Here is an 18404-nt window from a genome sequence, read left to right as displayed (position 1 = left end):
CGCCGTTCCGTTATCAAAAGGATTGTCATGTCCAAAGAATTTGACGTCGTCGTGATCGGCGCGGGCCCTGGCGGTTACATCGCCGCCATCCGCGCAGCGCAGCTCGGCAAGACCGTCGCGTGTATCGAAAAATGGAAGAACCCGGCCGGCGCGCTGAAGCTCGGCGGCACGTGCCTGAACGTGGGTTGCATTCCGTCGAAGGCGCTGCTCGCGTCGTCGGAAGAGTTTGAAAACGCTTCACATCACCTCGCTGACCACGGCATCTCCGTGGAAAACGTGACGGTCGATGTCGCGAAGATGATGGCCCGCAAGGAAGGCATCGTCGAAAAGATGACCAAGGGCATCGAATTCCTGTTCCGCAAGAACAAGATCACGTGGCTCAAGGGCCACGGCAAGTTCACCGGCAAGACGGACGCCGGCGTGCAGATCGAAGTGAGCGGCGAAGGCGAAACGGAAACGGTCACGGCGAAGAACGTGATCATCGCCACGGGTTCGAAGGCACGCCATCTGCCGAACATTCCGGTCGACAACAAGATCGTCGCCGACAACGAAGGCGCGCTGAGCTTCGAATCCACGCCGAAGAAACTCGCGGTGATCGGCGCCGGCGTGATCGGCCTGGAACTGGGTTCGGTGTGGCGCCGTCTGGGCGCGGAAGTGACCGTGCTCGAAGCGCTGCCGGAATTTCTCGGCGCGGCTGACCAGGCGCTCGCGAAAGAAGCGGCCAAGCAGTTCAAGAAGCAGGGTCTGGACATCCACGTCGGCGTGAAGGTCGGCGAAGTGACGACCACGGATAACAGCGTCACGATCAATTACACGGACAAGGACGGCAACGCGCAGAAGCTCGAAGCCGACCGTCTGATCGTGTCGATCGGCCGCGTGCCGAACACCGACAACCTCGGTCTCGAAGCGATCGGCCTGAAGGCCAACGAGCGCGGCTTCATCGACGTCGACGATCACTGCGCGACGGCCGTGCCGAACGTGTACGCGATCGGCGACGTGGTGCGCGGCCCGATGCTCGCGCACAAGGCTGAAGACGAAGGCGTGCTGGTTGCTGAAATCATCGACGGTCAAAAGCCGCATATCGACTACAACTGCATTCCGTGGGTGATCTACACCGAGCCGGAAATCGCGTGGGTCGGCAAGACGGAACAGCAACTGAAGTCGGAGGGCCGCGAGATCAAGACGGGCCAGTTCCCGTTCATGGCGAACGGCCGCGCGCTCGGCATCAACAAGGCGGATGGTTTCGTCAAGATGATCGCCGACGCGAAGACCGACGAACTGCTCGGCGTGCACATCATCTCGGCCAACGCTTCGGACCTGATCGCGGAAGCCGTGGTGGCGATGGAATTCAAGGCGGCCTCGGAAGACATCGGCCGCATTTGCCATCCGCACCCGTCGCTGTCGGAAGTCATGCGCGAAGCGGCACTGGCCGTCGACAAGCGCGCGCTGAACATGTAATTCCGCGCACGCCTGACTGACAGTACTCCGGCATTACCACGAAGGCGGGCGGGTTCACTCCCTCCCGCCTTTCTATTTGCAGCAACACGATGAACGTCACCGAATACTACGAAAAAGAACTGCAGACGCGGGGTTACCAATCGGACCCGGCGCAACGCGCGGCGGTTGACCGCCTGCAGCGGTGCTATGAAGAATGGAGCGAGTACAAATCGCGCCGCTCGAACGCGTTCAAGAAACTGCTGATCCACCCGGATCTGCCGCGCGGCGTGTACATGTGGGGCGGCGTAGGGCGGGGCAAGAGCTTTCTGATGGACAGCTTCTACATGATCGTGCCGTTGCACCGCAAAACGCGTCTGCATTTCCACGAGTTCATGCGCGAAGTGCACCGCGAACTGGAAGATCTGAAAGGCACCGCCGACCCGCTCGACGAACTCGCGCGCCGCATTGCCAAACGCTACCGGCTGATCTGTTTCGACGAATTCCACGTGTCGGATATCGCCGACGCGATGATCCTGTACCGCCTGCTCGACAAGCTGTTCGAAAACGGCGTGCAGTTCGTGATGACCTCCAACTACGATCCGGACACGTTGTATCCGGACGGCCTGCATCGCGACCGGATGCTGCCGGCGATCGAACTCATCAAGGAAAAGCTCGACGTGATCAACGTCGATGCAGGCGTCGACTACCGGCAACGTACGCTGGCTCAGGTCGAGGTGTATCACACGCCGCTGGGCGCCGCCGCCGACAAGGCGTTGCGCGACGCGTTCGCGAGTCTTGCCGCGGTTCCCGACGAAAGCCCGATCCTGCGGATCGAAAAGCGCGAACTGAAGGCGCTGCGCCGCGCAGACGGCGTCGTGTGGTTCGACTTCGCCACCTTGTGTGGCGGTCCGCGCTCGCAGAACGACTATCTTGAACTGGCGAGCCGCTTTCACGCGGTGATCCTCTCCGGCGTGCCGCAGATGTCCGTCCGCATGGCCTCGGAGGCACGCCGCTTCACGTGGCTGATCGACGTGTTTTACGATCACAAGGTGAAGCTGCTGATGTCCGCCGCGGTGCCGCCTGAAGAACTGTACATGGACGGTCCGATGGCCAACGAGTTCACGCGAACGGTCTCGCGCATCGTCGAAATGCAATCGAAGGAATATCTCGATACGCCGCGGCGGATTGTCGATACGTCGCTGACCTGAGGCGTCGCATGTCGCGGCCGGCGGCGCTTTTGCGATAGATCGCGCTCCGTTCGCCGATGACGCGACGTCGTCCGGCGTATTTTCAAGATTCGGATTGGTCTTATATTCCGTGCGCGGACGACTGGATATCTTTTGTCAACGTTTTGACAAAGGAGAAACCATGAATCCCTACCGTGATATCAACGACGAAGAGTGGCAACGTGTCGCACCGTTGCTTCCCGAACTGCGTCCGCGCTCCGAACTGCGTGGCCGGCCGCTCGCCAATACGCGCTCGGTACTCAATGGCGTGCTGTGGGTGATGTATAGCGGCGCCACCTGGTCCGCTATGCCGCGCAAATACCCGTCCTATCAGACCTGTCATCGCCGCTTCAAGGCGTGGTACGAATCCGGCGTGCTCCACCGAGTCATGGAGCAACTGTTCGGCGCCGCGAGCGAAGAGCTTTGCGGCCTGATGGAAGCGCGTATGCGTACGCACGTGAACGAGAAGCCAAAGAGCGTCGAAGCCGAAAAAGCTCCGGTTGTCGCGCCCGCGGTGTACAGCCCGACATCAAGCCAACCGCTGCCGTCCTCGCCGTTCGCGTTTCATTCGCCCTTCAAACACGCTGCATGACCCAATCAACCCAGCGTCTTCCAACAAAAGAAACGGCCGAACGATTTTGATCGTCGGCCGTTTCTCATGGTTCTACCCGGGCTCTACCCACGCATCATTGCTGACGAACCCACGTCTGCGAGCGGCCCAGCAGCGAGACGCCGATGTAGCCTCGCACCACCAGCTTGTTTCCACCATCTTCCAGGTGCATCTTGCACTTGTAGAGCTTGCCGTTTTCCGGGTCGAGAATCTGCCCGTGATCCCAGGCGTCGCCGTCCTTCTTCATATCGCTGATGATCGTCATGCCGAGAATCGGCTGATCCTTGCGCGCGTCGGTACAGGCCGTGCAGCGGCGATCCGGCTGGTCGTTCGCGCCGAGCCCCTTGATCACCTTGCCGTTGAGCGCGCCGCTGCCGTCCTGCGCGATCTGCACGAGCGCCTTGGGCTGGCCAGTATGATCGTCGATGGTTTGCCACGTGCCGACCGGGCTGTCGGCCTGCGCCATGGCCGTCGCGGCACTGGCGAGCAATACGCCGGCGAGCGCGGCATGTTTGGCTGTGCGAAGCGCGACTGCGCGCGCGCGTTGGGTGAATTGCATCATTGTCTTCCTCCTTGATTAAAGACGGCGCGATCATGGTCGCGCGGCGTTATTGGCATCTCGGGCGGGCTTCAAACGACGGCCGCCGTGATGCGTGGCATGGTCCCTCAGGTTCGACTTCTGCTGCCCTCGTGTGCCACCCGAAACCTGGGAATTGCGGCTTGCGCGCCGCGGGCGACACATCGTCAGCGCAGAATACGTGAAAGTGCGCGCGCCGTTTGATAGTGGACCCTCTAATCAGGACGCGGCACTTTTACCGATCAATTCAGCTGGTACGAGAACGTCGCGTTGATGCGCGGACTACGCGACGCGCTTTCCACCGGTGCGTCGCCGATCGCTTTGGCGACCGAGAGATCCAGGCTGTAGTACTTCGCATCCGAGATGCGGAAGCCTAACGCGATCGACGAAAGCTTCGAAGGCGAGGGCGTACCCGCATGCAGATAGACGCGCGCCATATCGAACGAAACGTAAGGTGTGAGCGTGCGCAGATAGGTGAAGCCCGGCGTGAACGCCCGGTTGACTTCCAGTATCGCGCCCCAGCCCGAATCGCCCGATGCTTCGCCCGGCTGATAGCCCTGCGCGAAACGCTGCGCGCCGAACGAGATCTGCTCCGACGTCGGCAGCGACACGCCGCTGTATTGACCGGTCAGCGAAACCGCGGTGCCGATCTTCAACGGCCACTCGTTGGTTTGCGAAAAACTGGCGCCGGTGCGCACGAAGTTGATCGACGCCGGATTGGTGACGGGCGAGCCCGGCACATTCGAGTCGCCGGACTTCGACGCGCCCAGGATGTCGAACGCCTTCGCCACGTTGACGCTCGCGCGGCGTACCTGGCCGGTCTGTACGCTGGTGTAATCGGCCTGTAATTGCATGACCCGTATTTGCGAGCGCAAACCGATCTGTGCGCCGGTGTCGTGGTTGTCGTAGCGATCCTCGTCGTGCGAGGCATAGACCGAGGCCGTGCCGATCACGCTTTGCGTGTTGCTCAACAGGATCGGATACGCCAGCGAGCCGCCCACTTTGTCGTTGATGACCGTGCGTTCGATGTAAGAGGGCAGGCCAGGATTGTCGGTCGGATTGCCGCGGTAGTGCGAGGCATCGATCTTCGCGATCAGCCCGTTGCTACCGATCGGCAGCGCGCCGTGCGCGGCGAGATAGGTGACGTTGTCACGCCCCTTCGGCAGCAAGGCCGACATGCTCAACTGTTCGCCGAACGAGGTCAGCCCGTTTTCGGTGGCGGTTAGCAACCCTTGCACGCCGGGGTGATTGAAGTCGATCCCGGTGCTGACGTCGAACGGCTTGCGGTCCACGTTCAGTTCCAGCGTGGTCGCGCCGTCGGTGTTCTGCGGCGGCGGCACGTTGGCCGCGACCTTCACGCCCGGCAGCAGGCCGAGCACGTTGATATAACGCTCGAACGTGGCGCGCCGCAACGGCCGGTCGGCGGTGATGTGAGCGGCGATTGCGCGAATCTTGTCTTCCACGGCGCCGGCCTTGCCCGTCACCTTGACGGCCGATACGTAGCCTTCCACCACCGTCACGCGCACCACGCCGCCTTCGAATGTCTGCGCCGGAATGAACGCGAACGAGAGCGCGAAGCCGTGGTCCTGGTAGAGCTTCGTGACACCGTTGGCGACCTGGATCAGATCGCCGATCGTTGTGTCCTTGCCGACGAGCGGCGTGAAACGTTGCGCGACGTCGTCGAAGGGAAGGGACTTCACGCCCTCCACCTGAATGCGCGAAGGCGTGATGTGGCGGGCGAGCAATTCTTCGAGCTGGGGGGCTTGCGGCGCGACCTGCACGGTCACGTTCGGGCCTTTGTCGGGCGCCTTGATCTGCGGCAGCGAATCCAGCGGATTGCCGCCGACTGCCGAACTGCCTGGGCGGGACTGCGCGTGTGCTTCCATTTGCAGCGTGCTCGCCGCAAGCGCCGCGAGTACGACGGTCCATTTGCTTCGATACCCGAGTTTCATCGGATTTTCCTCGTATGCCGTTCTTGTGTCGCGGTCGCGCCGCCTGGCCGGGCGGGTCGCGAGCGCTTATGTGTGGCTCGACGCATACTCCCATGCGTGCATGTACTACGTCACGTGCTCCGTGGGGCTTGAGCGCTCTCGGCAAAAGTGCGGAACACGTGACGAGTCTGACTGTTTATGCGCATTGCGTAGCTCGCTGTTGCATGCGCCATTCGATGAACAGCCGTACGGCAAGTCTCATCGAATGACTGATGCATGCGACAGCGATAAAAACATTTAGGCTAACTACTTATGACCGGCCGGCAACAAGCCGCCGAGCACGGTCGTCAAGCCGCTCGTCGCCGTGCCCGAACCGCTCGTCGAACCTGCCGCCGAGCTGAGCGTGCCGGCCAACTGGCCGACCAGCGCGGTCACCGGCGCGAGCGCCTGTCCGCTGCCGCCCGAGCCCGAGCTGCCGCTCATGACGCCGGAAAGCGCGCCCGTCAGCGTCGACAACGGATTCGACGCGCTACCCGAACTGCCTAACGCCGAAGTCAGCGAGGTCAACGGCGAACCGCTCGAACCCGAGGAAGTCAGCGACCCCAGCGGCGTGCCGCTCAGCGTCGAGGTCAGACCGGCCAGCGGTGTGCCACCGAGCAGCATCGACAGCGAGCCGACCGGATTGCTGCCGAGTCCGAGACTTGCCAGCGAACTTTGCAGCGGGCCGAACGGGTTGCTGCTGGCGGGCGGCCCGTTGGCGACGCTGGCGCTCGTGCCGCCGACGAGGCTCGTGATCAGTCCGGGAATCGGCATCGCGCCATTCGGGCCGTTCGGATTAACGAGGCCGCCCGCGTTGGTCACCGTGTTGCCGAGCGAACCGGCCAGCGTGCCGAGATCGCCGCCGACCGGGTTCTTCGTCGCAGCGCCCACTTGCGAGCCGGCGGAGCTCAACGCGCCGCCTACCTGCGCGAGCACGCCGCCGAGCGGCGCACCGAGACCGGTCTGCGTGCCGACCGTTTGCGTGACGAGTCCGGCCGTCGTCACGATCGGCGTGATGGCGGTGCTGATCGGTTGGGTGATCTGCTGCACGGGTACGGAGCCGAGCGTATTGCCGAGCGTCGCGCCACCGGCGTTCAGCGCGCCCGCGGCAGTGGAGAGGGTGCTGGCGAGCGGCGTCGTGAGCGCCGCCAGCGGCGCCAGATTGCCGCTGCCGAGGCCGCCGACAGCGGTGCTCAGCCCTTGCACGACACCGCTCGTCGAACCGACCACCGAGCCGAGTCCGGCGACCGTGCTGCCGACCGGATTGGCCGCCGTGCCGGTCTGGCCGACGCCGTTGCTCAGGGCATCGGCCAGCGAGTTCAGCGTGCTGCTCGTGCTCGACACCGCGTTGCCAAGCCCTTGCGTGACTTGCGGGCTGAGGCCCGGAATGGTCTGCGAGGCGATCGCCGTGCCTAGGTCGTTCGTAGTCTGTGCGGCCGCGGTGGCGACACCGGTCGTGCCTGTCTTCGTGGTGGTGCCGCTGCCGGTATTGGTCGAACCCGAGCCGCTGCCGCTACCGGTGCTCGAGGTGGTCGGCGGCGCGCTGACGGTGCTGCCGCCACACGCCGCGACCAAGCCCGCGACCGCTACGGCGATCAATGGCGCGCGCAACGACGACACGGTCGCGCGAGTCGCACGGAGAGAAAAAAAACGTTGAGTGGGCATGTGTGCTCCGCGGTGTCTTCTGGATGTCGGGGTGCGTTGGTTTCAATGCGCCGTTGCAACGGGTGTCTGAGTGGCGCGGCCCAGTTCAGCCAGGTTTCGGGAAGCGTCGGGGCGCGGCTGGCGGACCGCGCTCCGGCGGGGTGTCGCTCGACGTATTTCGATGTTCCCGAGGAGGCTGCTTACTTCTTACCCAACCCGCCGAGCAGGCCGCCGACGAGCGACGTCACCGGCGCGAGCGGATTGCTCGTGGTGCCTTTGCCTGTGCTGGTCGACAGCGACAGCCCGGCGCCCGAGTTGGCGGAGGCGGCCGCAGTCGTCGTGGTCGGCGCGGCGGTAGCCGTCGTGGCGACGCCGCCGACTGCGCCGGTGACGCTCGACAGCAAGCCGGTGACCGGTGCAAGCGGGCCGCTGCTGCCGCCGGCCACGCTGGAGAGACCGCTCGTCACGCTCGAGAGCAGGCCTGTGACGGGCGCCAGCGGGCTGCCGCTGCTCGATGCGCCGCCGACTGCGCCGGTCACGCTGCCAAGTGCGCCGGTAAGCGGCGCAAGCGGACCGCTGCTGGCGCCGCCCGTCAAGCCACCGAGCGCGCCGGTGAGCGGCGCAAGCGGACCGCTGCTGGCGCCGCCCGTCAAGCCACCGAGTGCGCCGGTGAGCGGCGCGAGCGGATTGCCGCCGCTGCCGCCCGTGAACAGGCCGCCCACCGACGCAACCGTCGTGCCGGTATCGGTGACCGTATGGCCGAGCGCGGCCATGACCGGGTTGCCGCCGGTCGCGTTCAGCAGAGCGCCGGCTTTGCCGAGTCCGCCGCCGACCGTCGAGAGCAGGCCGTTGAGCGGCGCGCCGAGACCTGTGGTGTTGCCGACCGTCTGCGTGGTCGCGGCGACCATCGACGTGATCGGCGTGATCGCCGTGCTGAGGGTTTGCGTGACTTGCTGGACCGGGCCCGTCGAGAGGGCGGTGGTGAGCGTGCTGCCACCGTTGGTGACTGCGCCGCCTAGCGTGTTGACGACGCCGCCGAGCGGCGTGGTGATCGCCGACAGCGGAGCGAGCGGGCCGCTGCCGAGACTCGTCACGAGGTTGCCCGTATCCGTCACTGCGCCGCCGACATGACCTACGACACCACCCAGGCTCGACACGGTCGTGCCGACCGCGTTGCCGCCGGTGCCGAGCTGGCCGAGCCCTTGCGACACGCCGCTGCCGAGCGTCGAAACGGCCGAGCCGACTTGCTGCACGATGCCGCCGGCGGACTGGCTGGTTTGCGAGTTGACGCCAGGCAAGGTTTGCGAACCGATCACGGTACCGATGCCGGTGACCGTCGAGCCGGCATCGCTGACCACGCCACCCGTGTTGCCGACCACCGTGCCGAGCGCATTGGCGACGGCAGTGGTGCCCGTACCCGTTCCCGTGCCGGTACCTGTGCCCGACGTTCCCGAACCGTTGCTACCCGTGGTCGAGCCCGAACCGCCCGAACCCATTGAACCGCTGCCGGCAGTGGAAAGCGTGCCGCCGGCGGAGCCGCTACCGCTGCTGCCGGTGCCGGAACTCAGGCTTCCGGAGCCTCCGCAAGCACCAAGAGAAAGCATCGCAGCCACGCTGGCTGCAATCAGGGTTGCCCGAATTGTCGTGTTGGTCGTTTGAATGTTCATGCCGCCCTCGCATCGCATGTGTTGTTGGATGTTGCTGCGTGTCTGTCTCTGCATGAGCCATGCCATTTCGACTGAGAAATGCGGGAGATTTTTTTGACGCGAGGCGCCGCGCCATACGGAATAAGGCTTTGCGAGGATTTGACGGAACGTGCGCTAAACCAGAATGCGCGCACGTAACGCGGTGTGCGGCGCTTTCGCACGGGCTGCGTAACGTAACGAGCCGCGCGCGCCGTTACGATGTACGGCGTAACGCAGGTGCGCGAAACAGGTCCGCGCGCTTGAAACGTTCTGTTCAAACAGATAATTAGTGGAGCGAATCTAACCTATGGTTAGTCCTATGTGCTGCAACGCACGGACTGACGTTAATCTGAGTGAGTGGTTAAAATGCACACGATATCAGTCGCAGGGCCGCGAACAATTGCTTAAAAACGATTGTTCGGCTATAAAACCCGAAAGCTTCAGAGATTGACGACGGAGGTGAGTTATCGAACAGACAGCTCATACGCAAGCGTTTGATTGAAGGGCGGCTGCAAGGCGCGGCAATGCGGTGCAACAAAACAGGACCGGGAATGAGAGCTCAACGGTCTGCGCACCGAGTCACCAGGCCGGGGAATGCAGAACGTATACGAACGAAATAAATGAAGTCCGAGGGTTCAAATGAAAAATTTCACACAACGCTTCCTGAGCGATAACAAGGGCGTCACGGCCATCGAATATGGTCTGATCGCAGGGTTGGTTGTACTCGTCATTGCGGGCGCGGTGTCCTCCGTCGGCTCGAACATCTCGACTGTGTTGCAGGACGTCGCGAATCTGATCGTCGCGCCGAAGGCGTCGTAAAAGGCAAACCGTAAACGTTGCGCGAGGCAAGCGGCGTCCTGACGACCGTCTGCTTCGCCGGCGTCATAACGCATCGCTGAATGGCTAATGCGGATTGCATAGCAATCCGCATGGCGCAGCTTCGCCTGTCGAGTGCGAGATGAATGTTTTCGTGGGCATTTTGTTGTTTATCGCGTGGGCAGCGGTGGTCGCTATTAGTGATTGCCGTTGGCGGCGTATTTCCAATTCAGTAGTCGTCGCTGGTCTGGCGGCGGCACTGTGCTGCGCGTTTTTTCAATGCGGTCCTTTCGATATTTCGCCGGCTCAGGCAGGCATCGGCGCATTAGTCGGTCTCGTTGCATTACTGCCGTTTTTCGCGCTCGGCGTGATGGGTGCCGCGGATGTCAAAGTCTTCGCCGTCCTCGGTGCATGGTGCGGCATGCATGCGTTGCCCGGACTGTGGATGGCCGCGAGTCTCGCTGCCGGTGTGCACGCATTGTGGCTTCTGATCACCACCCGCACGCGCATCGCGGGCCTGGTCCGTCAATCCGGCGCGACGCTCGAACTGGCCGGCAAAGCTTCTACGCCCTACGCCGCGTGTCTCACTGTGGCCGCAAGCGCCTGGCTCGTTGTGCACGGCATGGCGGGAGGCGTGCGATGAACCCCGCCACGGCGCAGCGCGCGCGCTCGCAACATCAACGCATCAACGTGCGCCGCGCGCGTGCGCAACGCGGCGCCACGGCCGTCGAATTCGCGCTGGTATTCCCGCTCTTTTTCACGATCCTCTACGCGATCATCACCTTCAGCCTGATCCTCGTGGCGCAACAGAATCTGACGATGGCCGCGGAAGAGGGCGCGCGCGCCGCCTTGAACTGGCAGAGCAACACGTCGATGCAAACCGCGCTGACCAATCGCGGCAACGCGGCCTGCGCGGCGGCGAAGCTGGTGGCCGCGACGCTCGTGCAGTCCATGCAATGCACGCCGTCTTCCACGACGTGCGGGCCGAGCGGCGCGATGCAATGCGTGAACGTCCTGCTGACCTACAACTACCAGGCCAATCCGCTCGTGCCGAGCTTGCCGTTGCTGGGCTTCGTGCTGCCGGGCACGCTCACGAGCAGCGCCACGGTCCAACTCAATCCGGAGAACATTCAGTGACGCATGCGCCGGCGCCCAGCCCCCTCGTCCTCCGCATCCGTGAACGTGTGATTGCACGCGCGCACGGCACGGCATCGTTCAAGCGAGGCAGTCAATCTCCATGCCGAATCTGACCAAAATTCTTGCGGGCGTATTGATCGCGGTCGCGCTCGTGCTCGGCCTGTTCGCGTGGACGTTGTCGCGCCGCCCCGCGCCGGTGGCCGTCACGCCTGCAACGCACGCGAGCTTCCCTGTCGTGGTGGCGACCCGCGCGTTGCCGGTGGGCAAAGCCATCGCCGTCGACGATTTGCGCGTGCAGTCGCTGCCGATCAATCCGAACGGTGCGTTCAGCGACCCCGCGCAACTGGCCGGCCGCGTGCCGAACGCGGAGATCAGCGCGGACTCGCCGGTGCTGGAAACGCAGTTGTCGTCGGGACTCGCCGAGCGCGTCGAACCGGGTGAACGCGCGCTCGCCGTGCGAGTGGACGAAGGCAACGCGGTCGGCAACCGCCTGCGGCCGGGCAATTTCGTCGATGTGTTTTTCACGCTCAAGCGCGACGGCAGCATCGGTAACGGCGGTGAAATCGATCGGACCCAGGCGCGTTTGCTGATGTCGAAAGTGCGCGTGCTCGCGTTCGGCAATGCGACCGCAAGCGGGGACAGCGCGGGCGACCCGAACGGCACGGTCCGCACTGCAGTGCTGGCAGTGCCGGTCGCCGATATCGACCGTTTGACGCTGGCCGAGAGCGCCGGGCGTCTGATCTTTGCATTGCGCAATCCAAAGGATCCCGAAGTAATCGATCCCAGCGTGTTACCGGCTTATGCAGGCGTGCTGAAGACGGCGGTTCATGCGGGCGCGGCCGAGCCGCTGCGGGATTCGACGCGCGCCGCCGCCGGCGTGGCGCTCGACACGTTGTCGGGCAGCGCCAACGCGGGCGCTGCCGCCCCGAAGCCGCCGTTGCCGCATCCGCCGCCGCCGACGCGCGTGGCGGGCAATACGAACAGCACAAAGAGCGGTATCGAAGTGATACGAGGTGGGCGCGCCGAAACGGTCGCCTGGTAAGTGGTTTCAGGGAGCGGACGGCCGGTCGCGTCCAAGATAACAAAATGACAGAACGGATTCTTGTTTTCAGGAAGGCGGTATGCCTCGGTCTGGCTTTGCTGGCCGTATCGGCGGCGACAGATGCAGCCGGTCCGGCGCAGCATGGGCAAGTCGCGCAAGCGGCCCAGCCGACTCAGGCCGCATTTGCCGCCCCCGCGCCGAGCATCGACCTGACGGTCGGCGCGCAGCAACAGCTCGCCGTCGGTCACACGCTGCAGCGTGTCGCGATTGGCGATCCGTCAGTGGCCGACGTGCTGATCATCAAGGGCGACAAGCGCGGCGGCGTGCTGCTGGTCGGCAAGGCCGCCGGCACCACCAGCCTGATGCTGTGGGCGCGTGACCGTGACGCGCCGCTGCAATACACCGTCAACGTGACCACGCCGGCGGCCGCATCGCTGCTCGGTGCCGACACGCCGGCCGTCAAGGTGCTCGGCGGCACGGCAGTGGTGTCCGGCAAGTCGGCGACGATGGAGGCCCACCAGCGCGCCGTGGTCGCGGCCGAGGGCTCGCTCGGCAAGGACGGCGCGGTCGTCGACACGTCGACCGTGGCAAGCCGCGCGGTCGTGCAGGTGGATGTGCGGGTCGTCGAGTTCAGCCGTTCGGTGCTCAAGGAAGTGGGCTTCAACTTCTTCAAGCAGAACAACGGCTTCACGTTCGGCTCGTTCGCGCCATCCGCGTTGAGCTCGGTATCGGCGACGGCGGGGCAGGCGCCGAGTCTGTCGGGTGTGACGCCGATCTCGTCCGCGTTCAACCTGATCTTCAACTCCGCCACACACGGCCTGTTTGCCAACCTGAGCCTGCTCGAGAGCAACAACCTCGCGCGCGTGCTGGCCGAGCCGACGCTCGTGGCTTTGTCCGGTCAGAGCGCCAGCTTCCTCGCCGGCGGCGAGGTGCCGATTCCGGTGCCGCAGGCGCTCGGTTCGACTTCGATCGAGTTCAAGCCGTATGGCGTGGGGCTCACGCTCACGCCGACCGTGTTGAGCCCGCAGCGCATCGCGCTGAAAGTGGCGCCCGAGGCGAGCCAGCTCGACTTCGCCAACGCGGTCACGATCAGCGGCGTGTCGGTGCCCGCGTTCACTACGCGGCGCGCTGACACCACCGTCGAACTCGGCGACGGCGAGAGCTTCGTGATCGGCGGCCTGATCGACCGCGAGACGGCGTCGAATGTGTCGAAGGTGCCGTTGCTTGGCGATCTGCCGGTGATCGGCACGTTCTTCAAGCAACTGAACTATCAGCAGAACGAGAAGGAGCTGGTGATCATCGTGACGCCGCATCTGGTCTCGCCGCTCGCCAGGGGCGCGACCTTGCCGTCGACGCCGGGCGAGCAGTCCGAGCAGCGCAATGGGCCGGTGTGGCGTTCGCTGATCGGCGGCGTGGCGGCGCGCGATTCGTCGCCGGGATTTTCGAAGTGAAGCCGGCAGGCGCTTGCGCTGCGCGCCGGATGAACACAGGAGTGAGCCGGCGCGCGCGCGAACTGTGTGCGCCCGCCGGCAAGCGGTACGACGCGGGGGCTTTGCCGCCTATGCCGCATAAGGATGTCCAACATGAACGCGAGAACGCATTCATTGACTGAACGGGCGGTCACCGATTATTTCGTGTTCGCGTCGCTCGCCGACGACCACGTGCATTGGCTCGCCGATACGCTGGTGGGCGCCGGCGTGGTCGAAGCGGCCACACTCGATCCGTCGATGCTGATGCAGCGCATCGCGACGCTCAATCCGTCGCTGGTGTTCGTCGATTTTTCCGGCGGCCGTGCCGCGGCGGCGAGCGCTGCCGCGAGCGCGGTGCGCGCCGCCTATCCCGGCATGCAGATCGTCGCGCTGGGGTCGCTTGCCGAACCCGAAAGCGCATTGGCGGCGTTGCGTGCCGGCGTGCGCGATTTCATCGATCTGTCGGCGCCGGCCGAAGACGCGTTGCGGATCACGCGCCAGGTGCTCGACAACCTCGTCGAGCCGGTCAGCCGTCATGGCCATGTCACCGCGCTGCTGGGCGCGCGCATCGGCATGGGCGTGAGCACGCTGGCGGCGAATCTCGCGGTGCTGCTGCAACGGCGCGACGTCGCGCAGGGCCGCCAGGCCGCGTTGCTCGATCTCGGCCTGCCGGCCGCCGACGCCTCGCTCCTGCTGAACACGCGCTGCGAATTCAATTTCGTCGAAGCCGTGCGCAATCTGCGCCGCTTCGATCAGACCTTCGTGCATACCGCGCTGTCGCATCACGCGAGCGGCCTTGCGCTCACCACGCTGCCGCCGAATCTGGCCGATATGCGCGAGGTCTCGTACTCGTCGTCGATCGGTTTGCTGAACCGTCTGCGCGCGTTCTTCGACCAGCAGATCGTCGACCTCGGCGGCTTCGCCAACAGCGAGTTCGTCGCGCATGTCGTGCAGGCCGCCGATGAAACCTGGCTGCTGTGCGATCAGGGCGTGGCCTCGATCGTGTCGGCCGTCGGCGTGCTCGACGCGTTGCGCGAAGAGGGTGTGGATACCGCGAACGTGCGGCTGATCGTCAACAAATTCGACGCCGATCTCGGCCTCGCCGCCGCGCAGATCGCGCAGCGTCTGGACATTGCGCTGCTCACCACTTTGCCGGAGCGGCGCATCGCGCTCGGCCAGGCGGTCAATCAGGGACATCTGCTGGTCGATGTCGCCGCGCGCGATCCGTATGTGCGCGCGCTCGAGCCGCTGATCGAGCGGCTCGGCGGCGGAGAGCGCGCGGTGGCGCGGGCACGCGGCAAAGCGGCGCTCGGCGCGCTCAAGCGCTTCATTCCAACCACTCACAAGCGGTCATAGACGATGGCAAAAGAAATCGAATTTGCCGACGACGCGCCTTCGTTCGCGCATAGCCAGCAGTTCCAGGACATCAAGAACGCGGCGCACGAACATCTGCTCACGCGCATCGAAGAACTCGGCTCCGAGTTCGGCCGCTGGTCGCGTAACGCGATCAACCAGTTCGTCGATCTGGAGATGGACAGCTTCGTCAGGCTGCGCCGGATTCCGATCAATGAGAGCGAGGTGCGCCTGATCGCCGAGGCGCTGACCAAGGAACTGGCGGGCTTCGGTCCGATCGAGGACCTGCTCGCCGATCCGGCCGTCGAAGACATCCTGATCAACGGCTACAACGACGTGTACGTGTCGCGGCACGGCATTCTCACGCGCATCCAGGTGCGCTTTGCCGACAACGCGCATCTGCTGCGGATCGTGCGGCGCATTCTCGCGCCGATCGGCCGGCGTCTGGACGAATCGAATCCGATGGTCGATGCGCGCTTGCCGAACGGCGGTCGCGTGAACGTGGTGATCGAGCCGCTGTCGATCGACGGGCCGATCGTCTCGATTCGCAAGTTCCGCAAGGATCCGATGCGGCCGGACGATCTGCTCGGCAACGGCACCTATAGCCCGGAAATCGGCGCGCTGCTCGAAGCGGCGGTGGCGGCGCGCTGCAACGTGCTGGTGTCGGGCGGCACGAGCTCGGGCAAGACGTCGCTGCTCAATGCGCTGGCCTTTCACATTCCCGAGCCGGAACGGGTCGTGACGATCGAGGACACCGCTGAACTGTCGCTGAACCACCCGCATGTGGTGCGGCTGGAAAGCCGGCCGGGCGGTTTCGACGGCGCGGGCGTCGTGACGATTCGCGACCTGCTGCGCAATACGTTGCGGATGCGGCCGGACCGCATCATCGTCGGCGAAGTGCGGGGTGGTGAAGTGCTCGAAATGCTGCAGGCGATGAACACCGGCCACGACGGCTCGATGGGCACCGTGCACGCGAGCTCGCCGCGCGAATGTCTGTACCGGCTCGAAATGCTGGCGGGTTTCGCGGGCTTCCAGGGCACCGAGTCCAGCCTGCGCCGCCAGATCGCCAACGCGATCGACTTCATCGTGCAGATCGGGCGGCTCTCCAACGGGCGTCGGCGCATTCTGTCGATCACCGAAGTGACGGGCCTGTCGGACAACATCATCGCGACGCAGGAGCTGTATCGCTACGAGCCGATCCTGACGGCTGAAGGCGACGAACTCGACAACTGGGTCTCGCTCGGCATTCATCCGCACTCGTCGAAGCTCGCGCGTTTCCGGCAGGCGCTGGGCGGCGGCGAGACAAGCAATGCGTTCGGCAACGCAGGCTTCGGCGGTTCGGGCGGTGGCGGTTTCGGCGGCGGTGGAGGCTTCGGCGGTGGCGGCGGGTTCGGCCGAGGCTTCAATGTCTAGCGCGGTCCTGGTCTTCGCGGCGCTCGCGCTGCTGTGCGCGGCGCTTGCATTGCTGCTCTGGCAGCGCGGTGCGCAACGCAAAGGCCAGGCGAGCGCGGAACGTTATATCGACAGCCGCATGGCGATGCCGGCCGGTGTTGCCGCGGGCGGCATGGGCAGCGGTGCGGAAAGTGCTGCGCGCGCCGTGGCGACGCACGGCGTGATCGCGCCGCAAGCGCCGCCGGCCGATGCGGGCTGGCTCGCATACTGGCGTTATCTGCAGGCTCGCGTGCGCTTCATGGTGCAACACGCGATGGCGCGCGCGGGCATTGCCAATGCGAAAGGGCCTGTCGCGCTCGCCGGCACGACGGTGCTGGTGCTGTGTGGCTGGGCCGCGCTGGTGGGCGGCGCGCTCGCGGCCTGCGTCGCGTTGATCGCCTGCATGATGTTCTTCTATTTTCTGTTGACGATGCGAGTGACCAAACGCCGTCAGCGGATCGTGCGGCAGTTGCCGCTTTTTCTCGACGGCATCGTGCGTCTGATCACGCTCGGCAACAGCGTGCCTGCCGCCTTCCAGGCCGCGTTGCAAACCACCGAGGCGCCACTGCGCGAATGCCTCGACTATGTATCGACGATGCTGCGCACCGGCGTCGAAATCGATCGCGCGCTGTCTCAGGTCGCGATGATCTACGGCGCGCGCGAACTCGAACTGGTCGGCGCCGTGCTGCGTCTGTCGGTCAAATATGGCGGTCGCGCCGACGTGATGCTCGAACGGATGGCGTCGTTCATGCGCGATCTCGAGCACGCCGAGCGCGAACTGGTGGCGATGTCGGCGGAAACGCGGCTGTCGTCATGGGTGCTGGCCATGTTGCCTATCGGCATCGGCGGTTTTCTGATCCTCTCCAATCCTAAGTATTTCGCGTCGATGTGGTTCGATCCGACCGGCCGGCAACTCGTCTATCTGGCGTTCGTGCTGCAGCTGATCGGGGCGTATCTGCTGTACCGCCTCGCGAACCTGAGGAATTGACGATGCAGACCCAACAACTCGTCGCGCTCGCTCTCGCACTGGCCGCGCTCGGTTTGCTGCTGATCGCCGGCCTGGTGCTGGCGCGCTTGGCGGCCGCGCGGCGCATCGAACGCACGCTGCGGCACGCACTCGACGAGCGCGCGTTGCAAAGCGCGGCGCTCGCCGCCGCGGCGGCACGTGGCGCGGAGGGCGCGCCGGGTGGCGCGAAGGCAGCCGCGCGCAGCGCACCGCCCACGGGTTTCAAGGGCCTGCTCGAACGCTTCGCGCATACCGGGATTCGCTGGCTAGATACGCCGTTCGGCCGCCAGGTCGTCGCCGAAGAAGACCGCCGGCTGCTCGAACAATGCGGCTTCGTGGATACGCGCACGCGCGGCCTCTTTCTGATCGCGCGGCTCGTCGGCGCGCTGGTCCTGCCGGTGCTGGCCGGCGCGCTGGCGAGCGGCCATCTGGAAGGTCCGCGTTATGTGGCGCTGGTGATCATCGCCATGATGGCGGGTTTCATGTTGCCGAAGGTCGTGTTGCGGCGGCGCGCCAGCAAGCGCCGTAACGCGGTGGTCGACGAATTGCCGTTGCTGGTCGATTTGCTGCGTCTTCTGCAAGGCGTGGGTCTGTCGCTCGATCAGAGCTTGCAGGTGGTGGTCAACGATTTTCGCGGCATGTTGCCGGTGCTCGCCGGCGAGCTGGAAATCGCGCAGCGACAGTTCGCCGCCGGCCGCACGCGCGAGCAGTCGCTGAACCGGCTCGCATCGAGTTACGACAACGAGGATCTGCGCGCGGTGGTGCGTTTGCTGGTGCAGGTCGACCGGCATGGCGGCGCCGTGCAGGAACCGCTCAAGCAGTTCGGCGACCGACTGCGCGAGGCGCGCCGCGCGATGCTGCGCGAACGCATCGGCCGGCTCGCCGTGAAGATGACGGGCGTGATGATCGTCACGCTGTTGCCCGCGTTGATGATCGTCACGGCCGGCCCCGGCGTGCTGGCTGTCCAGCATTCGTTGGGCACGGTGAAGCACTAAGGATTT

At 64.9% G+C, this 18404-nt stretch carries 16 protein-coding genes; 12 read left to right on the top strand and 4 right to left on the bottom strand.

The window, feature by feature from the left end; genetic code table 11:
- Positions 1-27 precede the first annotated feature (27 nt).
- The 3 genes from lpdA (at position 28) to PQR32_RS34970 (ending at position 3255) form a co-directional block, all read left to right on the top strand.
- A complete protein-coding gene (gene lpdA / locus PQR32_RS34980; RefSeq protein ID WP_408238265.1) occupies positions 28-1458 on the top strand; it encodes a dihydrolipoyl dehydrogenase in 1431 nt (476 codons plus the stop codon).
- A gap of 89 nt (positions 1459-1547) precedes the next feature.
- A complete protein-coding gene (gene zapE / locus PQR32_RS34975) occupies positions 1548-2645 on the top strand; it encodes a cell division protein ZapE (protein WP_408238262.1) in 1098 nt (365 codons plus the stop codon).
- Positions 2646-2805: 160 nt separating this feature from the next.
- Positions 2806-3255 (top strand): transposase, encoded by a 450-nt coding sequence (locus PQR32_RS34970; RefSeq protein WP_408238259.1) that lies wholly within the window; start codon positions 2806-2808, stop codon positions 3253-3255.
- Positions 3256-3349: 94 nt separating this feature from the next.
- Here PQR32_RS34970 and PQR32_RS34965 read toward each other — a convergent pair whose 3' ends face one another.
- The 4 genes from PQR32_RS34965 to PQR32_RS34950 all read right to left on the bottom strand — a co-directional run bounded on the left by PQR32_RS34965 (position 3350) and on the right by PQR32_RS34950 (position 9131).
- Complete coding sequence (locus PQR32_RS34965) at positions 3350-3835, bottom strand: DUF2147 domain-containing protein (RefSeq protein ID WP_408238256.1); 486 nt, start codon at positions 3833-3835, stop codon at positions 3350-3352.
- Positions 3836-4092: 257 nt separating this feature from the next.
- A complete protein-coding gene (locus PQR32_RS34960) occupies positions 4093-5802 on the bottom strand; it encodes a ShlB/FhaC/HecB family hemolysin secretion/activation protein (RefSeq protein ID WP_408238253.1) in 1710 nt (569 codons plus the stop codon).
- A 285-nt stretch (positions 5803-6087) separates the two neighbouring features.
- Positions 6088-7485, bottom strand: a complete 1398-nt coding sequence (locus tag PQR32_RS34955; protein WP_408238250.1) for a collagen-like triple helix repeat-containing protein — start codon at positions 7483-7485, stop codon at positions 6088-6090.
- A gap of 179 nt (positions 7486-7664) precedes the next feature.
- Positions 7665-9131, bottom strand: a complete 1467-nt coding sequence (locus PQR32_RS34950; protein WP_408238247.1) for a collagen-like triple helix repeat-containing protein — start codon at positions 9129-9131, stop codon at positions 7665-7667.
- Positions 9132-9788: 657 nt separating this feature from the next.
- Here PQR32_RS34950 and PQR32_RS34945 point away from each other — a divergent pair.
- From PQR32_RS34945 to PQR32_RS34905, 9 genes are all read left to right on the top strand, one after another.
- The gene (locus PQR32_RS34945) at positions 9789-9968 is read left to right on the top strand and encodes a Flp family type IVb pilin (protein ID WP_408238244.1); all 180 of its coding nucleotides are present in this window, start codon (positions 9789-9791) and stop codon (positions 9966-9968) included.
- Positions 9969-10107: 139 nt separating this feature from the next.
- A complete protein-coding gene (locus tag PQR32_RS34940) occupies positions 10108-10608 on the top strand; it encodes an A24 family peptidase (protein ID WP_408238241.1) in 501 nt (166 codons plus the stop codon).
- Entirely contained in the window at positions 10605-11102 is a 498-nt protein-coding gene (locus PQR32_RS34935) for a TadE/TadG family type IV pilus assembly protein (RefSeq protein WP_408238238.1), read from the top strand. Before PQR32_RS34940 ends, PQR32_RS34935 begins: the two co-directional genes overlap by 4 nt.
- 100 nt (positions 11103-11202) lie before the next feature.
- On the top strand, positions 11203-12144 hold the full coding sequence (gene cpaB, locus PQR32_RS34930; protein WP_408238235.1) for a Flp pilus assembly protein CpaB: 942 nt from the start codon (positions 11203-11205) through the stop codon (positions 12142-12144).
- Positions 12145-12188: 44 nt separating this feature from the next.
- Positions 12189-13595, top strand: a complete 1407-nt coding sequence (locus PQR32_RS34925) for a type II and III secretion system protein family protein (RefSeq protein ID WP_408238232.1) — start codon at positions 12189-12191, stop codon at positions 13593-13595.
- 132 nt (positions 13596-13727) lie between these two features.
- On the top strand, positions 13728-14969 hold the full coding sequence (locus PQR32_RS34920) for a fimbrial protein (RefSeq protein WP_408238229.1): 1242 nt from the start codon (positions 13728-13730) through the stop codon (positions 14967-14969).
- A gap of 3 nt (positions 14970-14972) precedes the next feature.
- Positions 14973-16379, top strand: a complete 1407-nt coding sequence (locus PQR32_RS34915; RefSeq protein WP_408238226.1) for a TadA family conjugal transfer-associated ATPase — start codon at positions 14973-14975, stop codon at positions 16377-16379.
- Complete coding sequence (locus tag PQR32_RS34910; RefSeq protein ID WP_408238223.1) at positions 16372-17385, top strand: type II secretion system F family protein; 1014 nt, start codon at positions 16372-16374, stop codon at positions 17383-17385. The genes PQR32_RS34915 and PQR32_RS34910 overlap by 8 nt, the downstream gene beginning before the upstream one ends.
- A 2-nt stretch (positions 17386-17387) precedes the next feature.
- Positions 17388-18398: a type II secretion system F family protein gene (locus PQR32_RS34905; protein ID WP_408238220.1), complete on the top strand. Its 1011-nt coding sequence runs from the start codon at positions 17388-17390 to the stop codon at positions 18396-18398.
- The last annotated feature ends 6 nt before the right edge of the window (positions 18399-18404 follow it).

It is taken from the genome of Paraburkholderia dipogonis, from assembly GCF_046027395.1.
In the GTDB taxonomy this organism is placed as follows: domain Bacteria; phylum Pseudomonadota; class Gammaproteobacteria; order Burkholderiales; family Burkholderiaceae; genus Paraburkholderia; species Paraburkholderia dipogonis_A.
Note: the sequence above shows the minus strand (reverse complement) of the source record. Positions and strands in the feature narration are given on the sequence as shown.

Coding starts and splice junctions, on each gene's coding strand:
- PQR32_RS34925 (WP_408238232.1), top strand. CDS start 12,189: ATGACAGAACGGATTCTTGTTTTCAGGAAGGCGGTATGCCTCGGTCTG.
- PQR32_RS34910 (WP_408238223.1), top strand. CDS start 16,372: ATGTCTAGCGCGGTCCTGGTCTTCGCGGCGCTCGCGCTGCTGTGCGCG.
- PQR32_RS34920 (WP_408238229.1), top strand. CDS start 13,728: ATGAACGCGAGAACGCATTCATTGACTGAACGGGCGGTCACCGATTAT.
- PQR32_RS34915 (WP_408238226.1), top strand. CDS start 14,973: ATGGCAAAAGAAATCGAATTTGCCGACGACGCGCCTTCGTTCGCGCAT.
- zapE (WP_408238262.1), top strand. CDS start 1,548: ATGAACGTCACCGAATACTACGAAAAAGAACTGCAGACGCGGGGTTAC.
- cpaB (WP_408238235.1), top strand. CDS start 11,203: ATGCCGAATCTGACCAAAATTCTTGCGGGCGTATTGATCGCGGTCGCG.
- PQR32_RS34940 (WP_408238241.1), top strand. CDS start 10,108: ATGAATGTTTTCGTGGGCATTTTGTTGTTTATCGCGTGGGCAGCGGTG.
- PQR32_RS34960 (WP_408238253.1), bottom strand. CDS start 5,802: ATGAAACTCGGGTATCGAAGCAAATGGACCGTCGTACTCGCGGCGCTT.
- lpdA (WP_408238265.1), top strand. CDS start 28: ATGTCCAAAGAATTTGACGTCGTCGTGATCGGCGCGGGCCCTGGCGGT.
- PQR32_RS34955 (WP_408238250.1), bottom strand. CDS start 7,485: ATGCCCACTCAACGTTTTTTTTCTCTCCGTGCGACTCGCGCGACCGTG.
- PQR32_RS34945 (WP_408238244.1), top strand. CDS start 9,789: ATGAAAAATTTCACACAACGCTTCCTGAGCGATAACAAGGGCGTCACG.
- PQR32_RS34950 (WP_408238247.1), bottom strand. CDS start 9,131: ATGAACATTCAAACGACCAACACGACAATTCGGGCAACCCTGATTGCA.
- PQR32_RS34965 (WP_408238256.1), bottom strand. CDS start 3,835: ATGATGCAATTCACCCAACGCGCGCGCGCAGTCGCGCTTCGCACAGCC.
- PQR32_RS34935 (WP_408238238.1), top strand. CDS start 10,605: ATGAACCCCGCCACGGCGCAGCGCGCGCGCTCGCAACATCAACGCATC.
- PQR32_RS34970 (WP_408238259.1), top strand. CDS start 2,806: ATGAATCCCTACCGTGATATCAACGACGAAGAGTGGCAACGTGTCGCA.
- PQR32_RS34905 (WP_408238220.1), top strand. CDS start 17,388: ATGCAGACCCAACAACTCGTCGCGCTCGCTCTCGCACTGGCCGCGCTC.